At 62.8% G+C, this 24273-nt stretch carries 22 protein-coding genes and 1 pseudogene; 5 read left to right on the top strand and 18 right to left on the bottom strand.

The window, feature by feature from the left end:
* The first annotated feature begins 293 nt into the window (after positions 1-293).
* The 3 genes from trmFO (at position 294) to M653_RS1000000136475 (ending at position 2385) form a co-directional block, all read left to right on the top strand.
* A complete protein-coding gene (trmFO, locus tag M653_RS0131335) occupies positions 294-1706 on the top strand; it encodes a methylenetetrahydrofolate--tRNA-(uracil(54)-C(5))-methyltransferase (FADH(2)-oxidizing) TrmFO (protein WP_027146813.1) in 1413 nt (470 codons plus the stop codon).
* A 73-nt stretch (positions 1707-1779) separates the two neighbouring features.
* Entirely contained in the window at positions 1780-2082 is a 303-nt protein-coding gene (locus M653_RS1000000136480; RefSeq protein WP_084637101.1) for a type II toxin-antitoxin system ParD family antitoxin, read from the top strand.
* Positions 2083-2100: 18 nt separating this feature from the next.
* Positions 2101-2385 carry a type II toxin-antitoxin system RelE/ParE family toxin gene (locus M653_RS1000000136475; RefSeq protein WP_084637099.1) on the top strand — a complete coding sequence of 95 codons (285 nt, stop codon included), beginning with the start codon at positions 2101-2103 and terminating at the stop codon, positions 2383-2385.
* 5 nt (positions 2386-2390) lie between these two features.
* Here the strand turns inward: M653_RS1000000136475 and M653_RS1000000134870 are convergent.
* The 6 genes and pseudogenes from M653_RS1000000134870 to yajC form a co-directional block, all read right to left on the bottom strand.
* Positions 2391-3343 (bottom strand): annotated as a pseudogene (locus M653_RS1000000134870) (sterol desaturase family protein).
* On the bottom strand, positions 3343-3777 hold the full coding sequence (locus M653_RS0131320; protein WP_032936621.1) for a hypothetical protein: 435 nt from the start codon (positions 3775-3777) through the stop codon (positions 3343-3345). Before M653_RS0131320 ends, M653_RS1000000134870 begins: the two are co-directional and overlap by 1 nt.
* Positions 3778-3855: 78 nt before the next feature.
* Positions 3856-4704 (bottom strand): phytoene/squalene synthase family protein, encoded by an 849-nt coding sequence (locus M653_RS0131315; RefSeq protein ID WP_027146810.1) that lies wholly within the window; start codon positions 4702-4704, stop codon positions 3856-3858.
* A gap of 1 nt (position 4705) precedes the next feature.
* Positions 4706-5098, bottom strand: a complete 393-nt coding sequence (locus tag M653_RS0131310; protein WP_027146809.1) for an Mth938-like domain-containing protein — start codon at positions 5096-5098, stop codon at positions 4706-4708.
* Positions 5099-5125: 27 nt separating this feature from the next.
* Entirely contained in the window at positions 5126-7675 is a 2550-nt protein-coding gene (secDF, locus tag M653_RS0131305) for a protein translocase subunit SecDF (protein WP_027146808.1), read from the bottom strand.
* A gap of 51 nt (positions 7676-7726) precedes the next feature.
* Positions 7727-8068, bottom strand: a complete 342-nt coding sequence (gene yajC, locus M653_RS0131300; RefSeq protein ID WP_010909882.1) for a preprotein translocase subunit YajC — start codon at positions 8066-8068, stop codon at positions 7727-7729.
* A gap of 288 nt (positions 8069-8356) precedes the next feature.
* Here yajC and M653_RS0131290 point away from each other — a divergent pair, with 288 nt between their 5' ends.
* Positions 8357-9232: an ATP-binding protein gene (locus M653_RS0131290; protein WP_027146807.1), complete on the top strand. Its 876-nt coding sequence runs from the start codon at positions 8357-8359 to the stop codon at positions 9230-9232.
* A gap of 38 nt (positions 9233-9270) precedes the next feature.
* Here the strand turns inward: M653_RS0131290 and M653_RS0131285 are convergent, their stop codons facing one another.
* Positions 9271-10092 (bottom strand): AraC family transcriptional regulator, encoded by an 822-nt coding sequence (locus tag M653_RS0131285; protein ID WP_032936617.1) that lies wholly within the window; start codon positions 10090-10092, stop codon positions 9271-9273.
* A 113-nt stretch (positions 10093-10205) separates the two neighbouring features.
* Between M653_RS0131285 and M653_RS0131280 the strand changes: the two genes are divergently transcribed.
* A complete protein-coding gene (locus M653_RS0131280) occupies positions 10206-11096 on the top strand; it encodes an NAD-dependent epimerase/dehydratase family protein (RefSeq protein WP_027146805.1) in 891 nt (296 codons plus the stop codon).
* Positions 11097-11208: 112 nt separating this feature from the next.
* Here M653_RS0131280 and M653_RS0131275 read toward each other — a convergent pair whose 3' ends face one another.
* From M653_RS0131275 to M653_RS0131220, 11 genes are all read right to left on the bottom strand, one after another.
* Positions 11209-12741 (bottom strand): peptidoglycan DD-metalloendopeptidase family protein, encoded by a 1533-nt coding sequence (locus M653_RS0131275; protein ID WP_027146804.1) that lies wholly within the window; start codon positions 12739-12741, stop codon positions 11209-11211.
* A 166-nt stretch (positions 12742-12907) separates the two neighbouring features.
* Positions 12908-13567, bottom strand: a complete 660-nt coding sequence (locus M653_RS0131270; RefSeq protein ID WP_027146803.1) for a protein-L-isoaspartate(D-aspartate) O-methyltransferase — start codon at positions 13565-13567, stop codon at positions 12908-12910.
* Positions 13564-14322 (bottom strand): 5'/3'-nucleotidase SurE, encoded by a 759-nt coding sequence (gene surE, locus M653_RS0131265; RefSeq protein ID WP_027146802.1) that lies wholly within the window; start codon positions 14320-14322, stop codon positions 13564-13566. Before surE ends, M653_RS0131270 begins: the two co-directional genes overlap by 4 nt.
* Positions 14322-15626, bottom strand: a complete 1305-nt coding sequence (gene serS / locus M653_RS0131260; protein WP_027146801.1) for a serine--tRNA ligase — start codon at positions 15624-15626, stop codon at positions 14322-14324. Before serS ends, surE begins: the two co-directional genes overlap by 1 nt.
* A gap of 193 nt (positions 15627-15819) precedes the next feature.
* Positions 15820-16695 carry a twin-arginine translocase subunit TatC gene (gene tatC, locus M653_RS0131250; RefSeq protein WP_027146800.1) on the bottom strand — a complete coding sequence of 292 codons (876 nt, stop codon included), beginning with the start codon at positions 16693-16695 and terminating at the stop codon, positions 15820-15822.
* Positions 16692-17447, bottom strand: coding sequence for a Sec-independent protein translocase protein TatB (gene tatB, locus M653_RS0131245; protein WP_027146799.1), 756 nt, complete (start codon positions 17445-17447; stop codon positions 16692-16694). Before tatB ends, tatC begins: the two co-directional genes overlap by 4 nt.
* 30 nt (positions 17448-17477) lie before the next feature.
* Positions 17478-17699, bottom strand: coding sequence for a twin-arginine translocase TatA/TatE family subunit (locus M653_RS0131240; RefSeq protein WP_015317533.1), 222 nt, complete (start codon positions 17697-17699; stop codon positions 17478-17480).
* 179 nt (positions 17700-17878) lie between these two features.
* Entirely contained in the window at positions 17879-18634 is a 756-nt protein-coding gene (gene scpB / locus M653_RS0131235) for an SMC-Scp complex subunit ScpB (protein ID WP_027146798.1), read from the bottom strand.
* Positions 18631-19434 carry a ScpA family protein gene (locus M653_RS0131230; RefSeq protein WP_051442898.1) on the bottom strand — a complete coding sequence of 268 codons (804 nt, stop codon included), beginning with the start codon at positions 19432-19434 and terminating at the stop codon, positions 18631-18633. The genes scpB and M653_RS0131230 overlap by 4 nt, the downstream gene beginning before the upstream one ends.
* A gap of 61 nt (positions 19435-19495) precedes the next feature.
* Entirely contained in the window at positions 19496-20515 is a 1020-nt protein-coding gene (gene nagZ, locus M653_RS0131225; RefSeq protein ID WP_027146796.1) for a beta-N-acetylhexosaminidase, read from the bottom strand.
* Between the two features lie 165 nt (positions 20516-20680).
* The gene (locus tag M653_RS0131220) at positions 20681-24184 is read right to left on the bottom strand and encodes an SPOR domain-containing protein (RefSeq protein WP_027146795.1); all 3504 of its coding nucleotides are present in this window, start codon (positions 24182-24184) and stop codon (positions 20681-20683) included.
* Positions 24185-24273: the final 89 nt, after the last annotated feature.

Below are 24273 nucleotides of genomic sequence, written 5' to 3'. Positions count from 1 at the left end.
CCCGCCGCACCTCCTCCCGCGGCGGGCGTTGTTTCCCGGGGCGAAACGAATTTTGCCCCAGAGGCTTCGCCCTCGCTAAAAATGCGAAAAGAATTTCGTCTGAGCCGACCTCCTCCCCGGCGACGACGAATACGGTCGGCCTTCACCTCCTCCCGAGGGTCGAACCCCAAAACGACACCCGCCGGACCTCCTCCCCCGGCGGGTGTTGTTGTTTTCAGGGGCAGGCTTTCCCGACCAGGCGTTTCGCGCGCGCGACAATTGCAATCGCCGCGGCAAGCGATTATTCCGGCGCCATGAGCAAAAATCCAATCCATATCATCGGCGGCGGGCTCGCCGGTTCAGAAGCGGCATGGCAAGCGGCTGAGGCCGGCGTTCCCGTCATCTTACATGAAATGCGCCCAGTTCGCGGCACCGACGCCCACAAGACCGATGGCCTGGCCGAACTCGTCTGTTCGAACTCCTTCCGCTCCGACGACGCCGAAAACAACGCCGTTGGCCTTTTGCATGCCGAAATGCGGCTCGCGGGCTCACTGATCATGAGCGCCGGCGACGCCAACCAGGTGCCGGCCGGCGGCGCCCTGGCGGTCGACCGCGACGGTTTTTCCGACGCGGTGACGAAAAAACTCGAAGCACACCCGCTGATCGCCATCGAGCGCGAGGAAGTTCCCGGCCTGCCGCCGGCGGAGTGGGACCAGGCGATCATCGCCACCGGGCCGCTGACCGCACCATCGCTTGCCCAATCGATCGCCGAGGCGACCGGCGCCGACGCGCTGGCGTTCTTCGACGCCATCGCGCCGATCGTCCATTTCGACACGATCGACATGGACACTTGCTGGTTCCAGTCGCGCTACGACAAGGTCGGACCGGGCGGCACCGGCAAGGACTATATCAATTGTCCGATGGACAAGGATCAATACCTCGCCTTCGTGCAGGCGCTGGTCGACGGCCAGAAGACCGAATTCAAGCAGTGGGAAGGCACGCCTTATTTCGACGGTTGCCTGCCGATCGAGATCATGGCCGAACGCGGCGTCGAGACGCTGCGCTACGGACCGATGAAGCCGATGGGCCTGACCAATGCGCACAACCCGACGGTGAAGGCCTATGCGGTCGTCCAGCTGCGCCAGGACAATGCGCTGGGCACGCTCTACAACATGGTCGGCTTCCAGACCAAATTGAAGCACGCCGAGCAGGTGCGCATCTTCCGCACCATTCCGGGCCTGGAAAACGCCGACTTCGCCCGCCTGGGCGGCCTGCACCGCAACACCTACATCAATTCTCCGACCTTGCTCGACGGCTCGCTGCAGCTGAAGTTGCGTCCCGGCCTGCGCTTCGCCGGCCAGATCACCGGTTGCGAAGGCTATGTCGAGAGCGCCGCGATCGGCCTGCTCGCCGGCCGGTTCGCCGCCGCCGAGCGGCTTGGCCATGCACCATCGCTGCCGCCGCTCACCAGCGCCTTCGGCGCGCTGCTCAACCACATCACCGGCGGCCATATCGTCTCCGACGATGAGCCGGGCAAGCGATCGTTCCAGCCGATGAACGTCAATTTCGGCCTGTTCCCGCCGGTTGAAGCACAGAAAGTCGAAGGCAAGCGCCTGCGCGGCAAGGACAAGACCGTAGCCAAGAGGCATGCCATCACGTCGCGTGCGCGGGCCGATTGCCGGCAATGGCTGGGTTTGCCGGCACTAACGGCTGAGGCTGCGGAATAGCGGATTGCGGCATCTGTTTGGGTCAGAGTGCAAAGTGGTATAGTATCCTACTTTGCGCCTCAGGAGCCGCTCCATGGAATCCGCCGAGAAACTATCCGTCACCGTCACGCCCGCCATGGCACGTATGATCCGAGAAAAAGTCGAGGATGGCTCTTTCGGCTCAGCGAGCGAGGTCATCCGTGCCGCTCTTCGCGCCTTTCAGCGCGAAGAAGAAGAACATGCCGAACGTATGGCTTCGATCCGGGCGCGCGTAAAAGCTTCGATCGAAGACACGAGGCCAGGCGTCCCGCTGGACGAAGCGATCGAGAGAGTAAAGAAGCGAATCTCGGAGCTGGCGAGAGAGAGCGATGATCCAGCGTCTCGCCGTCATTCTTAGCCAGAGGCGCTCGCCGATCTGGATTCGATTGCGAGCTATATTCTCGACCAGAGCGGAAGCGAGCGCGTAGCCGTTCAATTCGTCGACCGGATCAAGCTTCGCTGCCAGAGCATCGGCAATGCGCCTCGCGGCGGGCGGTCCCGCGACGGGATAGCGCCGGGGCTGCGAACCGTGCCGTTCGAACACTCGGCCGTCATCGCCTACGCAATCGACAACGACCTCGTGCGTATCGTCAAAATCTTCTATGGCGGTCGCGACTATGAAGCGCTGATGCGTGATGGCGGGTCGAGTGAGCCATCGTAGCAAGACTATTCCGCCGGCTCGACGCTCGCCGGCGGCAGTCCCGGCTTGCCCCCGCCTCGCCCGGATTTCTCCTGATATACGCCGCTTTCAAGCTCTCCGACGTATCGCGCGAGCCGTCATGGCTCCAGCCTGGCGGCTTGATAAGGTAGTTCAGGCGCTCGCGCGGCGTCAAATCTGGTGCGAAGGCATCCCTGAACATGCCGATCCATTCGTGGAACGCCACTTTCAGCGGATTGAAAGTGCCCAGGTTCTTGACGATCCCGTAGCGCGGCCGGTCTTTCTCCAATTCCTCGACGAAGGTGCCGAACATGCGGTCCCAGATGATCAGCGTGCCGGCATAGTTGGCGTCGAGATAGCGCGGATTGGTGGCGTGATGGACGCGGTGGTGCGAGGGCGTGTTGAAGACGAATTCAAACCAGCCCCACATCTTGCCGATCGTCTCGGTGTGGATCCAGAACTGCCAGACCAGGTTGAAGCCGAAGGTGAAGGCAATCACCGCCGGGTGAAAGCCGAGCAGCACCAGCGGCGCCTGCAGCACGAACATGAAGGTGAACAGCCCGGTCCAGCTCTGCCTGAGCGCCGTCGACAAATTGTAGTGCTGGCTGGAATGGTGATTGACGTGCTCCGCCCACACCCAGCGCACCCGGTGCGCAATACGGTGATAGACGTAGTAGCGCAGGTCATCGAGCAGGAAGACGGCCAGGAACACCCAGCCCGACAGGCCGAGATTGAAGATACGGAACTGCCAGAACCAGAGCAGCGCCCAGTAGGAGACGACGCCAAGCAGCAGCCCGGCAACGACATTGCCGGTGCCCATCATCAGGCTGGTCAACGTGTCGCGCGTCTCGAACGAGCCCTTCGCGCGACCTGTGCGCACCATCCATAGCTCGATCAGGATCGCGGCGACGAAAAACGGAATGGCCAGTTGGGTGACCTGCGGAAAATCGTAGCTGTCCATCACGCGGCCGCCCTGGCGGAACTCGTGTCTCGCGGCTCGAGGGCGTTCAGCAAGGCCCGCGCGTCGGCGGTATTGGCGAAGCGGAAGCGGCCGCCCTTCCAGGTGAAGTCCGTCAGCCGCATCAGAATTGTGTTTGTCTCGTCAGGTTCGGACACCGCGACGTCCGCAGCGGTGACGATACGCGTCAAGAAACAGTCGCCGATGCCATGAACGATGCCGATGCGCCCTCGCCCGATATCCAGAAACGCCGTCTTGGCATCTGTTGTTAGGCAGACTGTGACGGCCATCTCGTCCGGAAAATCTTCCGCGAAACGGCTCAACACCTGGTCCGCGCCAGCCAGCGTTGCTTCCTTGCTGCCGCCGGTGAAATGCACGGCGGCAACCGACAGCGCAATGCCTAGCACGACGATCGCGACCAGCACGGGCAAGCTCATGGGTTTCCTCCTGGCCAGCCTGTCGTCTTCGGCGACAGTTCTCGGCAGGCGGACTCCTTAACACGATTGACGTTTACGTCAAAGTGTCGGCCAGCCCTTGCCTGCACGACGCAGCAGCAACCAATGCCGGCGCAATGCCGACAGCTGTGCCCCGCCGCCGAGCGGTGCGTGGCGCGGGCCTTCCATCTTGTCGAGATAAGCCCGTGACAGCGCCAGCGGCAGGAATGCCGGACGCAATGACCCCGGCAGCGCGGCGGCACCCCGCTCGAAGGCCGAAAGATGTTCGCGCGCCAGCGCGATCATCGCGGCCACGGCGCGCTGGGCGCCAGACCCGCCGTCACCGGCAACAAATTCTTCCGGCGACGAGCCCGCCGCCGCCAGGATGTCAGCCGGGATAAAACACTGCCCGCGCCTGCGGTGCAGCGGCAGGAGAAGCAAAAGCCCCGTTATTGCCTGGGCGCAGCCCGCCCTGCCCGCCAGTTCGGCAAATCCTGGCGCCTCGGCGGAATCGAGTACCATCGCCGCGAGTTGAATGAGCGCGGCCGCCGTCTCGCCGCAATAGCCCTCCAGATCGGTGCGCGATGGCATCGGGTCATCGTAGAGATCGAAGATACGTGCCTCGAGCATGTTCTCGAAGGCCAGTTTCGGCAGCTTGAATGCCGCAATGATGGCGTTCAAGGCTTCGGCAACGGGATGGCCAGCACCCGCTTTGCCGCCGGCGTCAATGACATCGCGCCACCACTGCAGCCGCACCTCGCCGGGCAACGCCTCATGGATGCGGTCACGGATGCCGGCGATCTCGGCATTGAAAGCGTAAAGCGAAAACAGCGCGTCGCGCTTGTCGGCAGGCGCGTAGAGGGCGGTGAGATACCGGTCATGGTCGGCGGCGCGCACCGCCTCCATGACGATTTTGGCATTCTGCGACATATCAGTCGACGGCGATGAGCGCGGCAGCCACGGCGCGGTTTTCCGCCAGAAGGACGTTGTAGGTCCGCACTGCTGCCCCGGTCGACATCGGGTCGAAGGCTATGCCTGCATCCTTCAATGCCCCTCGCAGTGCCGCCGGCAACGGCCGCAGATCCCTGCCCATGCCCACCAGCAGGATCTCGACCTTGTCGGCCTCGGCGAGAAGCCGGTCGAAATCCGCGGCCGTCAGCGCCAGGGGATTTGCCGGCTCCCAGCCGTGGATGCCGGACGGCAGGCACATGAGCGAGCCGCGATGCGACATGTCGGCAAAGCGGAAGCCGCCATTGCCATAAGCCTCGATCGGCGCGCGGCCGGGGAAATGCGCCTCGCGGATGACGATGCCTTTGCCGGTCACCACTCTGTCACCCCCGTCGGGTCCGCGTCAGGTCGCGACCGCCTTGCCACCGTTGACCGGCTTTTCCTCATCGGCTGAAGCCTGCGGCCGCAGCTTGAACAGGATCAGCAGCGGCGCCGCGATGAAGATCGACGAATACGTGCCGAACACGACGCCGAACAGCATCGCCAGCGTGAAGGAGCGGATCACTTCACCGCCGAACAGCACCAGCGCCAGCAGCGCCAAGCTGGTCGTCACGGACGTCAGCGTCGTTCTCGACAACGTCTCGTTGATGGCGTTGTTCAACAGTTGCGGCAACGGCATTCGCTTATATTTTCGCAGATCCTCGCGGACGCGGTCATAGACGACGATCGTATCGTTCAGCGAATACCCGATGATGGTCAGGATCGCCGCCAGTGAAGACTGGTTGAATTCGAGCCCGCTGATGACGAAGAAACCGAGCGTCATGACCACATCGTGCACCGTCGCGACAATGGCGCCGACCGCGAACTGCCATTCGAAACGGAACCAGACATAGACCAAGATGCCGACCAGCGCGACGATCATGGCTATCGTTCCTTGCTTGGCCAGTTCGCCCGAAACCGTCGGGCCAACCACTTCGACGCGGCGGAAATTATACTGGTCCTGCAGCTCGCCGCGCACCTTGTCGATCACGGTCTGCTCGGCATTTTCACCCGCGTCTTGCGTGCCGACGCGGATCAACACGTCGTTGGGTGCACCGAACTGCTGCACCTGCACTTCGCCGATGTTCAGCTCCGTCAATCTGCCGCGGATGTCGGCGAGATCGGCAGTGCCCGACTTGGATTGTACCTCGATCAGCGAGCCACCTTTGAAATCGATGCCGTAATTGATGCCGACACTCATGAACAGCACCACGGACAGTATCGACAATGTGCTCGACAGCGCGAACGTCCACCGGCGGATACCCATGAACGGAATTTTCGTGCCCGGTGGAACGAAGGTCACCGGTGCTTTCGGCAATTCCTTCGGACGGGCACGCCGCAGCCAGATCGAGACCAGCAGGCGGGTGAAGGTGAAGGCGGTGAAGACCGTGGTCAGGATGCCGATGGCATAGGTGATGGCAAACCCCTTCACCGGCCCGGTACCGAGATAGAACAGCACCACGGTGGCGATCAGCGACGTGACGTTGGAATCGACGATGGTCGCCAGCGCCTTCGAGAAGCCGGTGTCGATCGCCTGGATCACCGAGCGACCGGCGCGTCGCTCCTCGCGGATACGCTCGTAGATCAGCACGTTGGAATCGACCGCCATGCCGATGGTCAGCACGATACCGGCAATACCTGGCAGGGTCAGTGTCGCGCCGAGCAGCGACAGCAGCCCGACGATCATCGCCACGTGCACCGCCAGCGCGATGTTGGCGAGGAAGCCGAGGAAACCGTAGGCGACGAACATGAAGGCGACGACGAGGATCGAACCGATGATGCCGGCGACCTTGCCCGCATGGATCGAATCCTGGCCCAGGCCCGGACCCACGGTGCGTTCCTCGATGACTGTCAGCGTCGCCGGCAACGCACCGGCGCGCAAAAGCACGGCCAGATCATTGGCGCTCTGGGCGGTGAAATTGCCGGAGATCTGACCCGTGCCGCCGAGGATCGGCTCGCGGATCTGCGGCGCCGAGATCACCTGGTTGTCGAGGATGATGGCAAACAGCTTGCCGACGTTCTGCGCGGTGGCTTGGCCGAAGCGTGCGGCGCCCTTCGAATCGAAGCGGAACGAAACCACCGGCTCGTTGTTCTGCGAATTGTATGTCGCCTGTGCGTCGACCAGGTTTTCACCCGATACGATGACGCGGTTCTCGATCAGGTACGGAACCGGCGGATCGTCCTGCGAGTAGAGCACAGAAGAACCGGCCGGCGGGCGCCCCTTGAGCGCGTCCTGCACCGGCATCGACTGGTCGACCATCTGGAAGGTCAGCTTCGCGGTCTGGCCGAGGATTTCCTTCAGCCGCTGCGGATCCTGCAAGCCAGGCACCTGGACGAGGATGCGGTCGTCGCCTTGCCGCTGCACGATAGGCTCGGTCGTGCCGAGTTCGTTGACGCGGCGCTCGACCACTTCGATCGACTGCGCCAATGCGGTCGAAGTGCGGTATTTGATGCCGGCATCGGTGACGGTGAACTTGAGCAGGCCCGGCTCGGAATCGTCGAGCGACATTTCCTGGATGGAACCGCCGGTGAAGAGGCCGGCAGCCACAGGATCGGTCAGGGTCTTCAACGCCTTCTTGGCGGCATCGAGTTGGGCGGGATCGGTAATGCGGACCTGCAAGGTGCGTCCCGTGCCACCCAAGCCGGTATAGCCGATCTTGGCATCGCGCAGCCGTGTACGGATTTCATCGCGCGTCGTCTCGAGCCGATCCTTGATCAGATCGTTCTGATTCATCTCCAGCAGGATGTGCGAACCGCCCTGCAGATCGAGGCCGAGCGTCATCTGCCGCTTCGGCACCCAACTGGGGAGCTGGGTCAGCGTGCTGGCGGGGAACAGATTGGGCGCGGCGAGGATCACTGTGGCGGCCACGGCCAGCCAGATCAGGATCATCTTGAAGCGCGAAAAATAAAGCATATGGCGTCGTCCGTCAGAGCGTGTCCGCGGATCGCTCCGCCTGGAATTTGGTTATTTCTTGGCGTTCTGGTTAGCGACCGGTTCGCCCTTGACGCGCACGTCGGCGATCGTCGAGCGCAGCGCCGTCACCTTGGTGCCGCCGCCAAGATCGATCTCGAGCTCGTTGTCGTCGATCACCTTCGTTACCTTGCCGACGAAACCGCCGCCGGTGACGACGGTGTCGCCGCGACGAACCGCCGCCAGCATCTCGCCGCGCTTCTTCAGCTGCGTGCGCTGCGGGCGGATGATCAGAAAATACATGATCACGAAAATCAGGACAAACGGCAAAATGCTGATGAACATATCGGGAGAGGCGCCGCCGATGCCTTGGGCGTATGCCGGTGTCACGAACATCGAGGTACTCCTGAATTTTGAAAAGCAGCCGCCAAACCGTTAAGCGAGATTGGCGGCCCCGCGAAATTTGGCCGGAATATAGTCGGTAAAGTTGCCAATGCAACTGCGCGGCCGGGCAAATCCGCTGCTTTTCCGGCCTGTTTAGCCGTGTTAGAGCAGGATCACGAAAACCGAGACCCGGTTTTCGGAAAAGATCACGTTCGAACAAATGGTTGCAACCGGTTTCGAAACCGCCGGAATCGAACCGGGTCCGCCTGCCATCGCAAGAACCAAAGCAAAAGACCTGATATGACCGAGACCAGCATCGACGCCCTGAACCAGAAACTGGACCGCCTGATCGAGGCCGTCAGCCGCCTCGCTCCGCCGCCGGTGCCTGAAACCGACCTCAACGTAGCCGACTGCTTCGTCTGGCAGGCCGATCCCGGTTATCTGGAGCCCGTGGGCAAGGTAAACCGCGTCGACATTGGTCTGATCCGCGGCGTCGACCGGGTCCGCGACATCCTCGTCGACAATACCGAGCGCTTCGCTGCAGGCTTCGCTGCCAACAACGTCCTGTTGTGGGGCGCGCGCGGCATGGGCAAATCGTCGCTGGTCAAGGCCGTGCATGCGCAAATCAATGCCAAGACCCACTCCGGCCTGCCGCTGAAGCTGATCGAAATCCACCGCGAGGACATCGATACGCTGCCCAAGCTGATGAGCCTGCTGAAGACGGCTCCCTTCCGTGTCATCCTGTTTTGCGACGACCTCTCCTTCGATCATGACGACACGTCCTACAAGTCGCTGAAGGCAGCGCTCGAAGGCGGCGTCGAGGGCCGCCCGGCCAACGTCATCTTCTACGCCACCTCGAACCGCCGCCACCTGTTGCCGCGCGACATGATCGACAATGAGCGCTCGACCGCCATCAACCCGTCCGAAGCGGTCGAGGAAAAGGTCTCGCTGTCCGATCGTTTCGGCCTGTGGCTCGGCTTCCACAAATGTTCGCAAGACGAATATCTCGATATGATCAACGGCTATGCCAGCCATCATGGCCTCGACGTCGATCCCGAGCAGCTACGGGCAGAGGCGCTGGAATGGGCGACGACGCGCGGCAGCCGCTCGGGCCGAGTCGCCTGGCAGTTCACGCAGGATCTTGCCGGCCGTCTCGGAAGGCCATTAAAGGATTGAGGCGTTTGATAGCGTCGCCAACGCGATCAACGCCAATGTCATTTGGGCGGCTGCGCCCGTCGCAGGTCGCGCGGCGTTTGGCCGATCTCGCGGCGCATCCAGTGCGCCAGATGTGACTGGTGCGCGAAGCCCGTCATTTCAGCCACTTCGCTTGTGCTGAGATCGCCTCGCTGCAGCAGAACACGTGCGCGTTCGACGCGACGTCGCAACACATAGCGGTGCAGGGTGACGCCCGTCGCCACCTTGAACCATATCCGCAAATGCGAACTGCTCGCGCCGGCAACACGGCTTAGTTGATCGATCGAAAGCGGCTCGTGGAGAGCCGCCTCGATGTGTTCCAGCACGCGCTGGAGCTGGGCACTCGACAAGCGGTTCGTTCGATCGATATCAGGTTCACCGAGGCCAAGCAGCCTCACCGCCAGTGCGGCGCCAATGCTTTCGGCAAACAAAGGATCGCTCGGCGAGTTTGCGTTCAGTTCGCTCTCGAGCGCTCGAGCGAGATGTTCGATGCGCTGGTCACGAAGCAGGTGACGCGTGTCGAGCCGCAATGCATGCGCCTTACCGCCAAGCTCCGCCGCCACCCTTTCCATCAAGGCTGGCTGCAACGCGATCTCGATCGTGTTGAACGAGGTTTCGGCCTCGAAGCCGCCCTCCTGACCGGCCGGCACCAGGTCGATATCGCCGGCGCGCCTGACGAAATATCGTCCGACCTGATTGCAGTAGGAGCGCGTCGCCGCGCTGGCATGCATCATGATGCGATGGTGTGGCGCCCGAGGCAGGCGGTGGACGCCGGCTTCGATATGCCGGGAGGCTATTGTTACGTCGGACGCGACTTGGACCGGAGCGTATTGCGAACGCATGCTCTCTCGATTCATGGCAAAACCTGTTCAAGATTTGGCAATTCCCGCGCGATTTTCAATGCCTTGGACCTGTACTCACGCCTCTCCATCAAACTTGGAAGAGAGGCTATGCCATGAGTTTCTATGTTGTTGTCGGAGCCGGCCCGGTCGGTCGCGAAACCGCTCGTCTTCTTGGCGAGGAAGGACATGATGTCGTCCTCACCAGCCGGAGCGCCGGTTCGAACGCATTGCGGAATGTGCGGGTCGTACAAGCCGACGCCACCGATGCGTCGGAACTCGCGCGTCTCTGCCGAGGCGCCGATGCCATCTTCATGTGTGCCATGGCCATCTATCACAGGTGGCCGACCGACTTCTTCCCCATCATCGACGGCACCGTGCGCGCGGCGGAAGCGGTCGGCGCGAAGCTCATCGTGCTGGGAAACCTGTATGGCTATGGGGAAAATGCCGACAGCCCGCTTCGCTCCGACCTGCCCCTGGACCCGACTTCGAAGAAAGGAACCGCCAGGACGATCATGTGGCAGCGGGCGGTCCGTGCCGACGTACCGGCGATCGAAGTGCGGTCGAGCGACTATCTCGGGCATGGCGCCATCAGCTACTTCTCGCTGGTCGCTCTGCCCTCCATCATCGAGGGAAAGCCCACCGCTTTCATTGGAGACCTCGATGCGACGCATGCGTGGACCTTCACCAAGGACGTCGCCAGGACGCTTGTCGCGGCCTCCCGTTATGCGGGCGAATGGGGGCGCGCGTTTCACGTCCCCTCGCAATACGCCTCACCCAGGGAGCTCATCCAGAAAACCGCCGCGATGCTTCGACGAGAGGTTTCAGAAATCCGATCCTATTCCACTGCCGAGATGGAGGCATTGGGCATGCATGAACTCATCGAGATGAGCTATCTTTTCGAGAACCCCTTGCTGGTCGATTCTTCCGACGCCGAGATGCTTCTCGGTATCAAGGCCAGCAGCCTTGAGGTCATGATAGCCGACACGCTACGCGATCATCTTTGAGCCTTGAGAAGCAGGCATCCGACAAAACTGAAAAAGCCCGCTCCTTTCGGGGCGGGCCTGAGCCGGCGGGCCGGACTGGAGGTCAGACGGCCCGCAAATCGCTTTTTTTATTCTATTCGAGATAGCCTGACGGATCGACCGGAGCCGAGTTCTTGCGCACTTCGAAGTGCAGCTTCGGCGAGTCCGTCGTGCCGCTCATGCCCGAGAGTGCGATTTCCTGGCCGCGCTTGACCTTCTGGCCGCGCTGCACCTCGATCGAGCTGGCATGGCCATAGACGGTGACCAGACCATTCTCGTGACGCACCAGCACGGTGTTGCCGAATTCCTTCAGCCCGTCGCCGGCATAGATGACGACGCCGTTCTCGGCCGCCTTGACCGGCGTTCCTGCTGGCACGGCGATGTCGACGCCGTCCTTGCCGGATCCGAAACCAGAAATCACCCGGCCGCGAACCGGCCAGCGCATCTTGCCGATCCCAGTGGCACCCGGCGCCACCGCGTCGTCGTCCTCGGCCTGCTGGATGACCTTCGCGTCCTTCTTCGGCGGCGTGTAGGATGCCAGCGTTTCCGACGGCGTGGTCTTTGCCGGAGCTTGCGTGGTTGCCGTGGTCACCGGATCGACCTTGGCCGGCTTGGCGCTGGCTACTGTCGCTGTTCCGCCCGCCGGCACCTTCAGGGTCTGGCCGATCTTGAGCAAGCCATCCTTCATGCCATTGGCCTGCTTCAGCGCGACGACCCCGACGCCGGTCTTCCTGGCGATCGAGGACATCGTGTCTCCCGACTGGACCGTATAGGTGCCCGCGGCGCCGGTTGCCTTGGCCAGCTGCGCCGGCTTGGGCTCCTTGGGCTGGCTCGCGGCGGCCGACGCGTCGACCTGAGCCGCGGACTTACCCTCCTTGAGCTTCGGCTGCTGCGGCAGCACGGCGACCTTGTCCGGCGCGGTGGCCGGCAGATCGTGCTTGCCGTCTTTCGCCGGCTTTGCGTCGGCAACCTTCGGCTCGCCCTTGCTTGAATAGCCATAGGCCGGGATGACGATCTTCTGGCCGGTCTTCAGCCCCTTGGTCGGGCTCAGGCCGTTCACCTTCATGATGACATCGGCCGGCACCTTGTAATGCGCCGCCAGGCCAGAAATGGTCTCGCCGTCCCTGACGACGATTTCTGTCGCGTGCGGTGTGCCTGCCTGGGCCATCTTCGGTTCGTCGGGCTGGGCATTCTTGAAAGGCTTGGCGGCCGGCGCGACAGCACCGGTCGTCGTCCTGTCGACATGAGGAGCGGGCCGAACCAGGGCCGGCGCCGATGCGACACGCACCGGATTGGCGGCAGGTGCCAGCGCTGGAGCCGGCTGCGCCTGTGCGGAAGCCGGCGGCGGCAATGGCCGGCTGGAAACCGGTTCGAGACTGGAGCGACTGACCGACTGCGTATGGCTGCCGTCGAGCGGAGCGGCCGACACATCGCCCGGATAGGGCTGCACCGCATCCTGCTTGTTGATGATGGCGCGCTGATTGTTTGTCGAGGAGGTGAAGACGTCATCGACACTGTTGAACCGCGAAGCCTGGGAACTGCACCCGGCCACCGCGCCCGCAATCATGAGAACAGCGCAGCCCCGCGCCAGATTGCGACTATTTGCCGTCAAAATATTGAGTTGCATCGCACTAACCCGCACAAACTCTGCACCAACTGGACAGGATTAAAGCGCGTTAATGTTACTGGGCGGTTAACCCATTAGAATCTGACGAAAATTTTCTTAAAACATTTGAGGATGGTCGGCGATGCCGATAGCCGGGCCCGAAAGAGATCTGGCAGCCGGCCTGAAACTAGATAACCGCTGCCAGGCTGCGCAGAATTGGTTGCAGCCGCACCATACCGATATCCTCGCGTTCGAAACGGCTGCCGACCTTGGTGAGCTTGGCCAGCACCTGCTCGCCCTCCTCCGGCCCGATCGGCGCGATCACGATGCCGCCGCTCGACAACTGGTCGAGCAGGAAGCGCGGCAGGCTGTCGAACGCCGCCCAGGCCACGATGCGGTCAAACGGCCCCTCATTGGGCAATCCGTTGGAACCATCGGCCTGGCGCACGATGGCATTGCCGATGCCGAGCGCCTCGAATCGCTGCCGGGCTTGCTCGACCAGCGTCTTGTAGCGATCGACGGTCACGACGCGCGCCGCCAGCCGCGACATGACAGCCGAAGTGTAGCCAGAGCCGGTGCCGATCTCGAGCACGCGGTTTCCCGTTTCGATAGCGAGTGCGGCGATCACCGCCGCCTGCATGTCAGCCCCTTCGATCGCCTCGCCGCATTCGATCGGCAGCATGCGATCCGACCAGGCGATCAGGTGGAACTGCGCCGCCAGGAAGCCGCGCCGGGGTGTCGCCTCGAAAGCCGCGATCAGCGCCTTCGGCACCGTGCCCCTGCCGCGCAGGCGCAGCAGGAAAGCGGCAAATCCTTCGCGATCGTCGATTGGAAAGCCTTGGTTCATGCAAGCGCCTTGCTCAATTGGTCACGGATCTCGTGCGCGGTGAGGTCAAGCTGCAACGGCGTCACAGACACCAGCCGGTTGCGCAGGGCAAAGAGATCGGTTCCCTGCTTGCCTTCGACCGGCTCGCGGCCGAAGCGCAGCCAGTAATAAGGCAGGCCACGGCCGTCGCGGCGCTCGTCGACCCACAGGCTGTGGACCAGCTTGCCCTGCGTGGTGACAACAGTGCCGGCCACCTCCTCGGGAAGGCAGTTGGGGAAATTGACGTTGAGCAGGACGCCGTCGGGCAGCGGCGCCGCGACGAGCTTCTTCAGCAGCGCCGGCGCCAACGCTTCGGTCGTCTCGTAAGGGACGACACGGTCCTCGCCGACATAGCTGTAGCCCTGGCTGAGAGCGATCGACCTGATGCCGAGCAGCGCGCCTTCCATGGCGCCGGCGACGGTGCCCGAATAGGTCACGTCATCGGCGATGTTGGCACCCGAATTGATGCCGGACAGGATCAGGTCGGGGGCGCCGGGCAGGATCTTCCTGACGCCCATGATGACGCAATCGGTCGGCGTGCCGCGCACGGCAAAATGCTTCTCGCTGATTTTTCGCAACCGCAGCGGCTCCGAGATCGACAGCGAATGGGCATAACCCGACTGGTCCTGCTCCGGCGCCACCACCCAAACATCGTCGGACAGTGTGCGGGCGACGCGCTCGAGCGACGCCAGGCCCTCGGCATGAATGCCGTCGTCATTGGTCAGAAGAATGCGCATTATTTCGATTCGATCTTTCCCAGGCCGCCCATGTAAGGCCGCAGCACTTCAGGAATGGTTACGCTGCCATCCTCATTCTGGTAGTTTTCGATGACAGCAATAAGGGCGCGGCCGACGGCGGTGCCCGAACCGTTGAGCGTATGGACGAAGCGGTTGCCCTTGCCGTCCTTGTCCTTGTAGCGGGCGTCCATGCGGCGCGCCTGGAAATCGCCGCAGACCGAGCAGGACGAGATTTCGCGATAGGCGTTCTGGCCGGGCAGCCAGACTTCGATGTCATAAGTCTTGCGGGCGCCAAAGCCCATGTCGCCGGTGCACAGCACCATGGTGCGGAACGGCAGGCCGAGCCGCTTCAAGACTTCCTCGGCGCATTGTGTCATCCGCTCATGCTCGGCCAGCGAAGACTCCTGGTCGGTGATCGACACGAGTTCGACCTTGTAGAACTGATGCTGACGCAGCATTCCCCGCGTGTCGCGGCCGGCCGAGCCTGCCTCCGAACGGAAGCAGGGCGTAAGCGCGGTGTAGCGCAGCGGCAGCTTTTCATGCGAAGTGATTTCCTCGCGCACGAGATTGGTGAGTGGCACTTCGGCGGTTGGGATCAGTCCAAGCCTGCCCTCCCCGTGTGGCGTGAAGAACAGATCCTCCTCGAATTTTGGCAACTGGTTGGTGCCGAACAGAACGTCGTCCTTCACCATCAGCGGCGGAATGATCTCCTCATAGCCGTGCTCGGTCGTGTGCAGGTCGAGCATGAATTGGCCGATCGCGCGTTCCATCCGCGCCAGGCCGCTCTTGAGCACGGTGAAGCGCGAGCCCGACAGCTTTGCCGCGCGCTCGAAATCCATCATGCCGAGCGCTTCGCCGATCTCGAAATGCTCCTTCACCCAGTTCGGACGCGTCGGCACTTCACCAACGGTGCGCTTGACGACATTGTCGTGCTCGTCCTTGCCGACCGGCACGTCGTCGAACGGCACATTGGGCAGCACCGCCAGCGCGTCGTTCAGCGCCTTGTCGAGCTCGCGCTCGCGCGCCTCGCCGTTCTGGATGAAAGCCTTGATCTCACCGACTTCGGCTTTCAGTTTTTCGGCAAGGGCGGCATCGCCCGAACGCATGGCGTTGCCGATCTCCTTCGAGGCGGCGTTGCGGCGCTCCTGCTTGGTCTGCAGTTCGGTGACATGCTCGCGCCGCGCCTCATCCCGGGTGATCAGATCATCCACCGTGGACTGCGCCTCAGCCGACGGCCACGAGCGCCTGATGAGCGCCTCGACAAGGGCCTTCGGGTTGTCGCGAATCCATTTGATGTCAAGCATGGTGTGAACGCTCCTCGGGTAGCATGTCGCCCAAAAGTGCGCAGCGGTTTTGGGACAACGACATGCTCAAAACAAAAACTGAAACGCACCGCCTTTATGGCGATGCGTTTCAGTCAGAGGGGGTAAACCGCATCCTTGATCGATGCAAGATGGGCTAATTGCTGTTTTCCGACGCTGGCCCGGCCCTGTTGTCCTACGAAGCAGCTGGCGCTGGCGGCTCGTCCGGCGCCTTGTCCGCCACGGTCTCGCCGGCTTCCTGCTTCTCGCGCGCAAGCCGCTGTTTTTCCTGATCCCGCTCGATCCATCGCGCGGCCCAGATGGAGACCTCGTAGAGAAGGATGGTCGGAATGGCCAGACCGATCTGGCTCATCGGATCTGGAGGTGTCAGCACCGCGGCCACGATGAAGGCGATGACGATCGCCCATTTGCGCTTTTCCGCCAACGCTTTGGACGACAGCATGCCGACACGCGTCATCAGGCTGGTCACCACCGGCAGCTGGAACACCAGGCCGAAGGAGAAGATCAGCGTCATGATGAGGCTGAGGTATTCCGACACTTTCGGCAGCAGGGAAATCTGTACCTGGTCGTCCGTGCCGACCTGCTGCATGGCGAGGAAGAACCACATCACCATCGGCGTGAAGAAGAAATAGACCAGCGAGGCGCCCATCAGGAACAGGATGGGCGATGCGATCAGGAACGGCAGGAAGGCATTGCGCTCGTTCTTGTAGAGGCCGGGCGCGATGAATTTGTATATTTGCGTGGCGATCAACGGGAAGGCGATGACCATGCCGCCGAACATGGCGAGCTTGACCTGGGTGAAGAAGAACTCTTGCGGCGCGGTGTAGATCAGCTCGACCTTGTGCGGGTCGAGCCCCGCCCATTTCGTCGCCCATTTGAAGGGGACGACCAAAATGTTGAACAGCCTCTTGGCGAAGAAGAAGCAGACCAGGAAGGCTACGAAGAAGCCACCGAGCGACCAGATCAACCGCCTGCGCAACTCGATCAGGTGCTCCATCAGCGGCGCCGACGATTTTTCGATCTCGTCCTTTTCCTTGTCCGAAACGCTCACTTGGCGGCTCCAGCCGTCTTTTTGGTCGCCTGCTTCTTCGCCGGAGCAGGCTTCGGTTCGGCTTTCGTCCCAGCCTTGGCGGCGGTCGACTTGGCGGCGGCAGGCTTCGTCACGGCCGCGGCTGCAGGCGTTGCCGCTGTCGCGGCCTTGGTCGATGCCTTGGGCGCGGGCGCGGCTTTTGCCGTCACGGTCTTCGCGGACGTCGAGGTCTTGGACGGCGCCTTCGCAGCCGGTGCCGTCTTCGCGGTTTTCTTAGCTGCCTTCGGCGCAATGGCAGGTTCCGTGGATGCCGCCACCACCGATTCATCGGTCATCGCCGGGAAAATCGGGGCTGGTGTCGTGGCTTCAGGCCCGTTGACGCCAGGCATGGTCGTTGCACCGTTCTTCAACGGCTCGGCCGCCTGTGGCGTCGAAGCGGCGGGGGCCGACGGATCGGCGGCTGGTTTCGGCTTCATCACGGCGTCGACGCCGGCGCGCACATCGGCCGCAGCCTGCTCGAACGGATTGAGCTGCTTCTTGATCTCGGCAACCGGGCTCAGGCCCCTGAGCTCGTCGACCGACTTCTTGACGTCGTCGAGCTCGGCTTCCTTCAACGCCTCGTTGAACTGCTTCTGGAAGTCGCCCGCCATGGCGCGCAGCTTCGCCGCCGTGCGGCCAAAGGTGCGCAGCATGTTGGGCAAATCCTTTGGCCCGACGACCACGATCATGACGATCGCGATCACCAGCATTTCGGTCCAGCCGACTTCAAACATGGCAATCTGTTCCGACTAGAACTCTTTGGCTCAGCTCTTGCTGGCCTTTTCCTTCGCGGCCGAAACGGTCTCATCGGCACGGTGTTCGACGGTGCGCTTATCGTCGGCGACGTCGTCGTCGGCCATGCCCTTCTTGAAGCTCTTGATGCCCTTGGCCATGTCGCCCATCAGCTCGGGGATCTTGCCGCGGCCGAACACCAGAAGCACGATGACCAGCACGATCATCCAGTGCCAAATCGAAAATGAACCCATAGCAAATCTCTCTCGAATGGTTTCCCTGGCGATGATCTATGCGTTTTCGCGTTGGGATTCAAACACAACCGCGACAGAGTTTATGAAAGGGTGTCGGATGTCACGCATTTTCAGCGAAGCGGCCCGCTACCAAACGGCGCATGTAAAGGCGTAAAGCGGCTTTTGATAGGCGCTCGTGGTCAATCTTCCGTGACGCGCGGCGTCAGCAGACCGAGCTCCTCGAGATCGATGTCGGTCAACGGATCCTCGTCCTCGGTCAGCACGTCGGGATCGGCGGGCGGCTGCGGTATGGAGAAGTTCGATGGCATGCGGCCTGAGAGCAGACCGGCACCCTTCAGTTCCTCCATACCTGGAAGATCGCGGATCTCCTCGAGCGCGAAATGGTCGAGGAAGGTTTCGGTGGTGCCATAGGTAACGGGACGGCCGGGCGTTTTGCGCCGGCCGCGCATGCGCACCCATTCCGTCTCGAGCAGCGTATCCAGCGTCCCCTTCGAGGTCTCGACGCCTCTGATGTCCTCGATCTCGGCGCGCGTCACCGGCTGGTGATAGGCAATGATCGCCAGCACCTCGAGCGCCGCCCGCGACAGTTTTCGCTGCTGCACCGTATCGCGGCTCATCAGGAAGGCCAGGTCGCCGGCGGTGCGGAACGCCCAGGCGTCGCCGACCCGCACCAGATTGACGCCGCGCCGGGCGTAGATCTGCTGCAGCTCTGTCATGGCGAGGGCGACGTTGATGCCATCGGGAAGCCGTGCGGCGAGCTGCTTTTCGCTGACGGGCTCGGCGCTGGCGAACACGATCGCCTCGGCCATGCGCACGGCTTCCGCCATATGCAGCCGCTCGGCCGGATTCTGTACCGAAGCCTGGTCGATCTCACCCTCTTCCGGCTCATCGTCCATCTTGAAAGGAATAACCGAAGCGTTGGCGCGTTCGCTCATGATGCCACCTCGACTGCCTTGATTGTCTGTGCGCGGTGGTCGCGCAGATAGATCGGTGCGAACACCTCGTCCTGCCGCATATCCATCTTGCGCTCGCGCACCAGTTCCAGTGTGGCCGCGAACGAACTGGCGATCGCGGTGCGCCGCTCTTGCGGGCTGGTCAGATATTGGATGAGGAAGCTGTTGAGCGTCGTCCAGTCGCGCAACGAGCCGATCAGCCGGGTCAGGATGTCGCGAGCATCCTTGAGTGACCAGACGCCGCGCCTGGCGATCGTCACATTGGTGATCGCCTGCTTCTGCCGCTGCTGGGCATAGGCGGTCAAGAGATCGTAGAGCGAAGCCGAATAAATGTTGCGCTTCTCGATGATGACCATTTCCGGCATGCCGCGCGCGAACACGTCGCGGCCGAGCCGGTTGCGGTTGACCAGCCGCGCCGACGCGTCGCGCATGGCTTCGAGCCGCTTTAGCCGGAATTGCAGCACCGCCGCCAGTTCCTCGCCGCTTTCGCCCTCTTCGCCCGGCTGCTTTGGGATCAGGAGCTTTGATTTGAGGAACGCCAGCCATGCCGCCATCACCAGATAGTCGGCGGCAAGTTCGAGCCGCAGCGCCCGCGCCGTCTCGACAAAGGTCAAATATTGCTCGACCAGCGCCAGGATGGAAATGCGCGCCAGGTCGACCTTCTGGGTACGGGCAAGATGCAAGAGAAGATCCAGCGGGCCTTCGAAGCCGGCCACGTCGACGACCAGCGACGGGTCGCCCGTCAGCCGTGACTCATCGTTCTCGGCCCACAGGCGGTCCATCGGTGCAGCCTTCGCGGCCTTGCTTTCCAATGCTTCCGCCACTGCCTGTCACGTCCTCTTGCTAGGCCACCGCGTCGAAATAGGTGGCGAATTCGGCACGGATCTCGGTTTCTTCGGCCGCGTCGCGCTTGCTTATATAGGTCATCGCCCGCTTGGCGCGCTCCAGCGACTTGCCTTCAAGCCCCGTGGTGCGCGATGCGATGCCAGCCATCTCCTCAAAAACACCGTTGCAGTGAAGGACCAGATCGCAGCCCGCCGCAAGGATCGAGGCCGCCTTTGTCGGGAAATCCCCAGAAAGTGCCTTCATCGATGTGTCGTCGCTCATCAGCAGTCCATCGAAGCCGATCTCGCGTCGAATGATCTCGTCGATGACCTTGCCGGAAGTCGTCGCCGGGTTCTTGGGGTCGATCGCGCTGTAGACGACATGCGCGGTCATTGCCATCGGCAGATGGTTGAGCTCGCGGAACGGAGCAAAGTCGTGCCGCTGCAGATCGCTGAGCGAGGCGTCGACGACAGGCAGTTCGAAATGCGTGTCGGCAAAGGCCCGGCCGTGCCCCGGAATATGCTTCATCACAGGCAGCACGCCACCCGACATCAGGCCCTCGGCTGCGGCGCGGCCGAGTTCGATGACCGGACGCGGATCCTTGCCGTAGGCGCGCGCACCGATGACATCGCTGGCCCCTTCGATCGGCACGTCGAGCACCGGCAGGCAATCCGCCGATATGCCGTAGCGCAGCAGGTCGAAGGCATGCAGCCGCGCCATCAGCCAGGCGGCGCGGGCACCGGCGTCGTGGTCATCGCGCCACAGCGCCCCAAGGGCGCCGCCGGCCGGGTAATTCGGCGCCAGCGGCGGCCGCAGGCGTTGTACCCTGCCGCCTTCCTGGTCGATGAACACCAGCGCGTCGGGGCGTCCGATACAGTCGCGCATCTCGGCGACCAGATCGCGGATCTGCTCGGCCTCGCCGATGTTGCGCGCAAACAGGATGAAGGCCCACGGGCATTCGTTGCGATAGAAATTGATTTCTTCGCGGGTGAGCGATTTCCCGGCACAGCCGAGGATCATGGATTTTGATTCGGTCATTTCAGGAGTCTAGGGCTTCGCGCGATCAAAGGGAATCATGCCTGACCGCATGCGGCGGACTGCAAGACATGCTTCCACATGAAAAAGTCAGGCATATGAATATCGCCATATGAAAAAGCCGGCGTGGCCTTGGGCCGCGCCGGCTTTGAAGGGATGGATCGAGGTCTAGCGCGAGACGAAGCAGTTGCCGCCCGCAGCCTTGTAGCTGGTGCACAAATTGATGGCATCGTTGCGCGACTGGGCCGGAACGCGGACGCGGTAGAACGTGCCCTTGCCGGCAATCTCGGCCTTAACGATGTTGGCCGTGCGGCCGGAAAGCACGCTGCCATAGCGGCGCTGCAGATCCTGGTAGGTCGACTGGGCGCTGTCCACCGTCGGCTGCGAAGCGATCTGTATCGACCACGAACCGCTGCCGGTCGCGGTCGAGGCCGGATCGATGGAAGCGACCTGATCGGGCTTGACCTCACCGACCACGTCGACCGGCTGGTCGGACGGACGCTGCGGCGCAATCGCAACCTTGGCTGGCGTGTTGGCCGACTGCGCCTTGGCTTCAGCCTTGGCAGGCTTGGCGGCGGGCTTCAGAGCCGGCGCATCGTCGGCCTGCGCGGCGGCGGGCGCCACGGTGCCGGTCTGATCGGTACCAGTCTGGTTAGTGCCAGTCTGGTCAGTGCCAGTCTGGTCGGTGCCAGTCTGGTCGGCCTCAGCCTGACCGGCAGGCGCCACATGCTGTGGCGCCGGATCGGTCGGCTCCGCCGCGGCCACCTGAGGTGCCGCCGGTGCCGGGTCCTCGCGCGCCACCAGTGAGCCGTCGGATTTGACCACCATGGTCCTGACCTTGCGCGGCGCAACGGCAACGACATTATTGTTGGTGCCCTTGTCGGCGTCCTGCAGGACCTGGGCGATGCGATCCTCCGACTTCGGCGCGGGCGCCGCGTTGTCGGCCGGGGCCGCGCCAGCGGTCGAAACGTCGCCGCCGCCATCCGTGCCGGCGGCAGCGTTCTGATCGGGAGAAAGATCGACGGCGCGGGCCGCGTCCTTCGCCTGCACGTTCACCGGTTCCTCGACGTTGGTGACAAGCTTCTGCTGGACCGGCTCGGCGGGCTTCGCACCCTTGACCACCGCGTCATAGACCTTGTTGTCCTGGTTTGGCACCACGGTGCCGCCCGGGTTTTCCGGCTTGATCTTGATCGGCGAATTGTCGGCCTTGACGATCACCGGAGCTTCGCTGCCGCCCTTGCCGCCCAAAGAGAGCGCGAAGGCGCCAAGACCCCCAGCGACCGCGACGGCACCGACAATCGCGGCAATGAACAGGCCGCGCCGGCCCGACGACCTGGCGGCTTCCCGCTGGCCGAGGCCTGGAACCGACATCGCTTCGTCCAGTTCGGGATCGTAGTCGAGTTCATCGACGGTAAAATCGTCCGCCTGCGAGACCGGCTGGCTGCCGGGCAGATTGTCGAGGTCGAAGCCTTCGGCGGCATCGGCATAGGCCGAAACCGCCGACGCGCGGCCAGCCATTTTCGCCGGCCGTGCCGCATAGGTCCGCGCTTCCGGTTGATAAGCTTGCCTGGGCTCTTCGGATCTCGGATTGGCCGCGCCATATCCCGGATTGGCCGCGCCATATCTGGGATTGACCGTGTCGTATCCCGGATTGACGCTGTCATATCCCGGATTGACCCCGTCATATCCCGGATTGGCTGCGCCATATCCCAGATTGACCTTGTCATATCCCGGATTGTACCCGGCATTGTAGGATTCGTCGGCATAAGCAGCGGCGCTGGCGTCGGCAGGCGCGACCTCCACGGAATTCATCTCAGTCAGAAGGCTGGCGAATTCGGCGTCGAGATCGTCATAACCCGACGCTGCCGGCTGATCTTCCTCGAAATGCAACTCTGGAATGTCGAGATCGTCAGCCAGCGCCACGACACGCTCCGGCACATCGACCGTCTCGACATCGGGCATCTTTTCATAGCTCGAGGACTGCGGCGCCTGCGGTGCCGACACCGGAGCCATATAGGGAGCAGCTGCAACCGGCTCGGCCGAACGGTAGGAAGGCACCGTGGCCACTTCCGGCGCTGCCGTCCTGGCCGCCGTCGAGGCGACAGGCTGCGCGGCAAATGCCGGCTGTTGGGGGACCGGTGTCACGCGGCTCCAGGAACGGGCCGGCTCCGACTGTGCGGAGCGATCCGCCAGCCAATCGAGCGAATCGGCTTGATCCCGCCGGGACGCTGTTTCGTCATGCGAATCGATGCTTTTGGCCAGGGCGGCGTCCAAGGCATCATTGTCGAGATCGACATCGCCCTGTTCAGCGCCATCCGAACCGAAATCCTGGTCCTGAAGTTCATCGAGCAACAGGTCGTCGAGGTTGGCGCCGGCGGCCTGGGCGGATCCGGCGTGATGCACATCCTCGGATACTGCCTCATCGAGATCCCAGTCGAGATCACCAACAAGATCGGCGGGTTCCTCCGCGTCCTTTGCTGTCACGCCGAGAGGCGGCTGAACGGGTATCGCGGCCGGCTGGTTCACGACAGGCTGAGCCATGACCGGCTCCTTGGCCGCTGGCGGCGTGCGCGCGGTCATGGCGCCAAGAAGCGCGTTCAACTCGTCTTCGAGGCTTCGTTCGTCCGCGATGGGGGCTTGCACTGGCGGCGCAATGGTTGCCACGGGCGCCGACTGCGCCGGAGCCGCGGCGATTTCAGCGACGGGCTCTTCGCCAGGCTGGGCAACCGCCTCGTCCAAATTCAGGTCGAAAGAATGGTCCGAAATGGCTTCAACACCTGGAACCTCGTCGGTCGTGTCGACGGCATCGGCAAGCAACTGGTGCGCTTGCGTGTCGTCAAAAGCCTCTGGCTCATCCGCCTGAACGTCAAGATCCACGTCGACATCTGCCAGGGCGTCGTCGAAGTGACCCACGAAATCCTCTTCGGAGATCGCCTGGGTCTCACTCGCGGTGGCCAGTACAGGTTCTGGATATTCGACAGCAGCCTCTTGGCGCTGATCCGCCGGATGGTCGTCGAGCACCAGCTTGTCTTCGAGCGAGATCGCGACCGCATCGTCGAATTCATGATTGGAGGCCGGCTCGACGGCCACCGGCACTTCGGCAACCGGCGATTCAACGGCATACCGGGTCTCGGCTGCCTCGTCCTCGATATGGAAATCCTGGTCGAGGGAGGCGGCAAGCTCGTCGTCCATTGGCAGATCGTCATCGAAGGGCGAAACGTCTTCGAGAGAACTGGCGACGGCACTGTCGAAATCGGCGTCAAAGGCAGGCTCGACGGACAGCACGGCTTCCGAGGCGCCAGGGTTCGCATGGCTTGCGGCGACCGTCTGGTCATCGACTTCAGCCATGTCCAGGTGGAAATCGTCATCGAGCGACAGCGCAAGATCGTCGTCCGCCACATCGACGGTCATCGGCTCGAATGCCGGCTCACGAGCTTCGACAACTGGAGCAGCAACGCTATCGACAGCGTCGAACTCGCCCATCAGTTCCTTCTCGAGATCGATGTCGAAATCGCCCTCTCCCGCGGCCCCATCGGTGACAGCGGCTTTCGGCTCGGCCGGCTTGACCGGCTGGCGCGGGTCGAATCCCATGATCCTGGTCAGTTCCGCGAACGGATCATCCTCGCCGATATCGTTGTTGTCGGCTACTCTCAGCTGGGTTCTGTCTGCCATTATTGTTCCCGAACTCGCACTCATTCGGACGCCTTGGACGTCGCGCAGGGTTGGCCCTTACCAGCGCAATGTGGGCAAAAGGTGACAGG

This window comes from Mesorhizobium sp. WSM3626 (assembly GCF_000513935.1).
Classification (GTDB): domain Bacteria; phylum Pseudomonadota; class Alphaproteobacteria; order Rhizobiales; family Rhizobiaceae; genus Mesorhizobium; species Mesorhizobium salmacidum.
The sequence above is the reverse complement of the archived record's forward strand: the minus strand, read 5'-3'. Positions and strand labels throughout refer to the sequence as shown.

Bases quoted from the DNA above. Each gene is read 5' to 3' on its own strand.
- M653_RS0131285 (WP_032936617.1), bottom strand. From the start codon at position 10,092: ATGCGTTCGCAATACGCTCCGGTCCAAGTCGCGTCCGACGTAACAATA.
- M653_RS0131275 (WP_027146804.1), bottom strand. From the start codon at position 12,741: ATGCAACTCAATATTTTGACGGCAAATAGTCGCAATCTGGCGCGGGGC.
- M653_RS0131320 (WP_032936621.1), bottom strand. From the start codon at position 3,777: ATGAGCTTGCCCGTGCTGGTCGCGATCGTCGTGCTAGGCATTGCGCTG.
- surE (WP_027146802.1), bottom strand. From the start codon at position 14,322: ATGCGCATTCTTCTGACCAATGACGACGGCATTCATGCCGAGGGCCTG.
- scpB (WP_027146798.1), bottom strand. From the start codon at position 18,634: ATGAGCGAACGCGCCAACGCTTCGGTTATTCCTTTCAAGATGGACGAT.
- M653_RS0131315 (WP_027146810.1), bottom strand. From the start codon at position 4,704: ATGTCGCAGAATGCCAAAATCGTCATGGAGGCGGTGCGCGCCGCCGAC.
- trmFO (WP_027146813.1), top strand. From the start codon at position 294: ATGAGCAAAAATCCAATCCATATCATCGGCGGCGGGCTCGCCGGTTCA.
- serS (WP_027146801.1), bottom strand. From the start codon at position 15,626: ATGCTTGACATCAAATGGATTCGCGACAACCCGAAGGCCCTTGTCGAG.
- M653_RS0131240 (WP_015317533.1), bottom strand. From the start codon at position 17,699: ATGGGTTCATTTTCGATTTGGCACTGGATGATCGTGCTGGTCATCGTG.
- M653_RS0131270 (WP_027146803.1), bottom strand. From the start codon at position 13,567: ATGAACCAAGGCTTTCCAATCGACGATCGCGAAGGATTTGCCGCTTTC.
- secDF (WP_027146808.1), bottom strand. From the start codon at position 7,675: ATGCTTTATTTTTCGCGCTTCAAGATGATCCTGATCTGGCTGGCCGTG.
- M653_RS0131280 (WP_027146805.1), top strand. From the start codon at position 10,206: ATGAGTTTCTATGTTGTTGTCGGAGCCGGCCCGGTCGGTCGCGAAACC.
- M653_RS0131230 (WP_051442898.1), bottom strand. From the start codon at position 19,434: ATGGACCGCCTGTGGGCCGAGAACGATGAGTCACGGCTGACGGGCGAC.
- yajC (WP_010909882.1), bottom strand. From the start codon at position 8,068: ATGTTCGTGACACCGGCATACGCCCAAGGCATCGGCGGCGCCTCTCCC.
- nagZ (WP_027146796.1), bottom strand. From the start codon at position 20,515: ATGACCGAATCAAAATCCATGATCCTCGGCTGTGCCGGGAAATCGCTC.
- M653_RS0131290 (WP_027146807.1), top strand. From the start codon at position 8,357: ATGACCGAGACCAGCATCGACGCCCTGAACCAGAAACTGGACCGCCTG.
- tatB (WP_027146799.1), bottom strand. From the start codon at position 17,447: ATGTTTGAAGTCGGCTGGACCGAAATGCTGGTGATCGCGATCGTCATG.
- M653_RS0131220 (WP_027146795.1), bottom strand. From the start codon at position 24,184: ATGGCAGACAGAACCCAGCTGAGAGTAGCCGACAACAACGATATCGGC.
- M653_RS1000000136480 (WP_084637101.1), top strand. From the start codon at position 1,780: ATGGAATCCGCCGAGAAACTATCCGTCACCGTCACGCCCGCCATGGCA.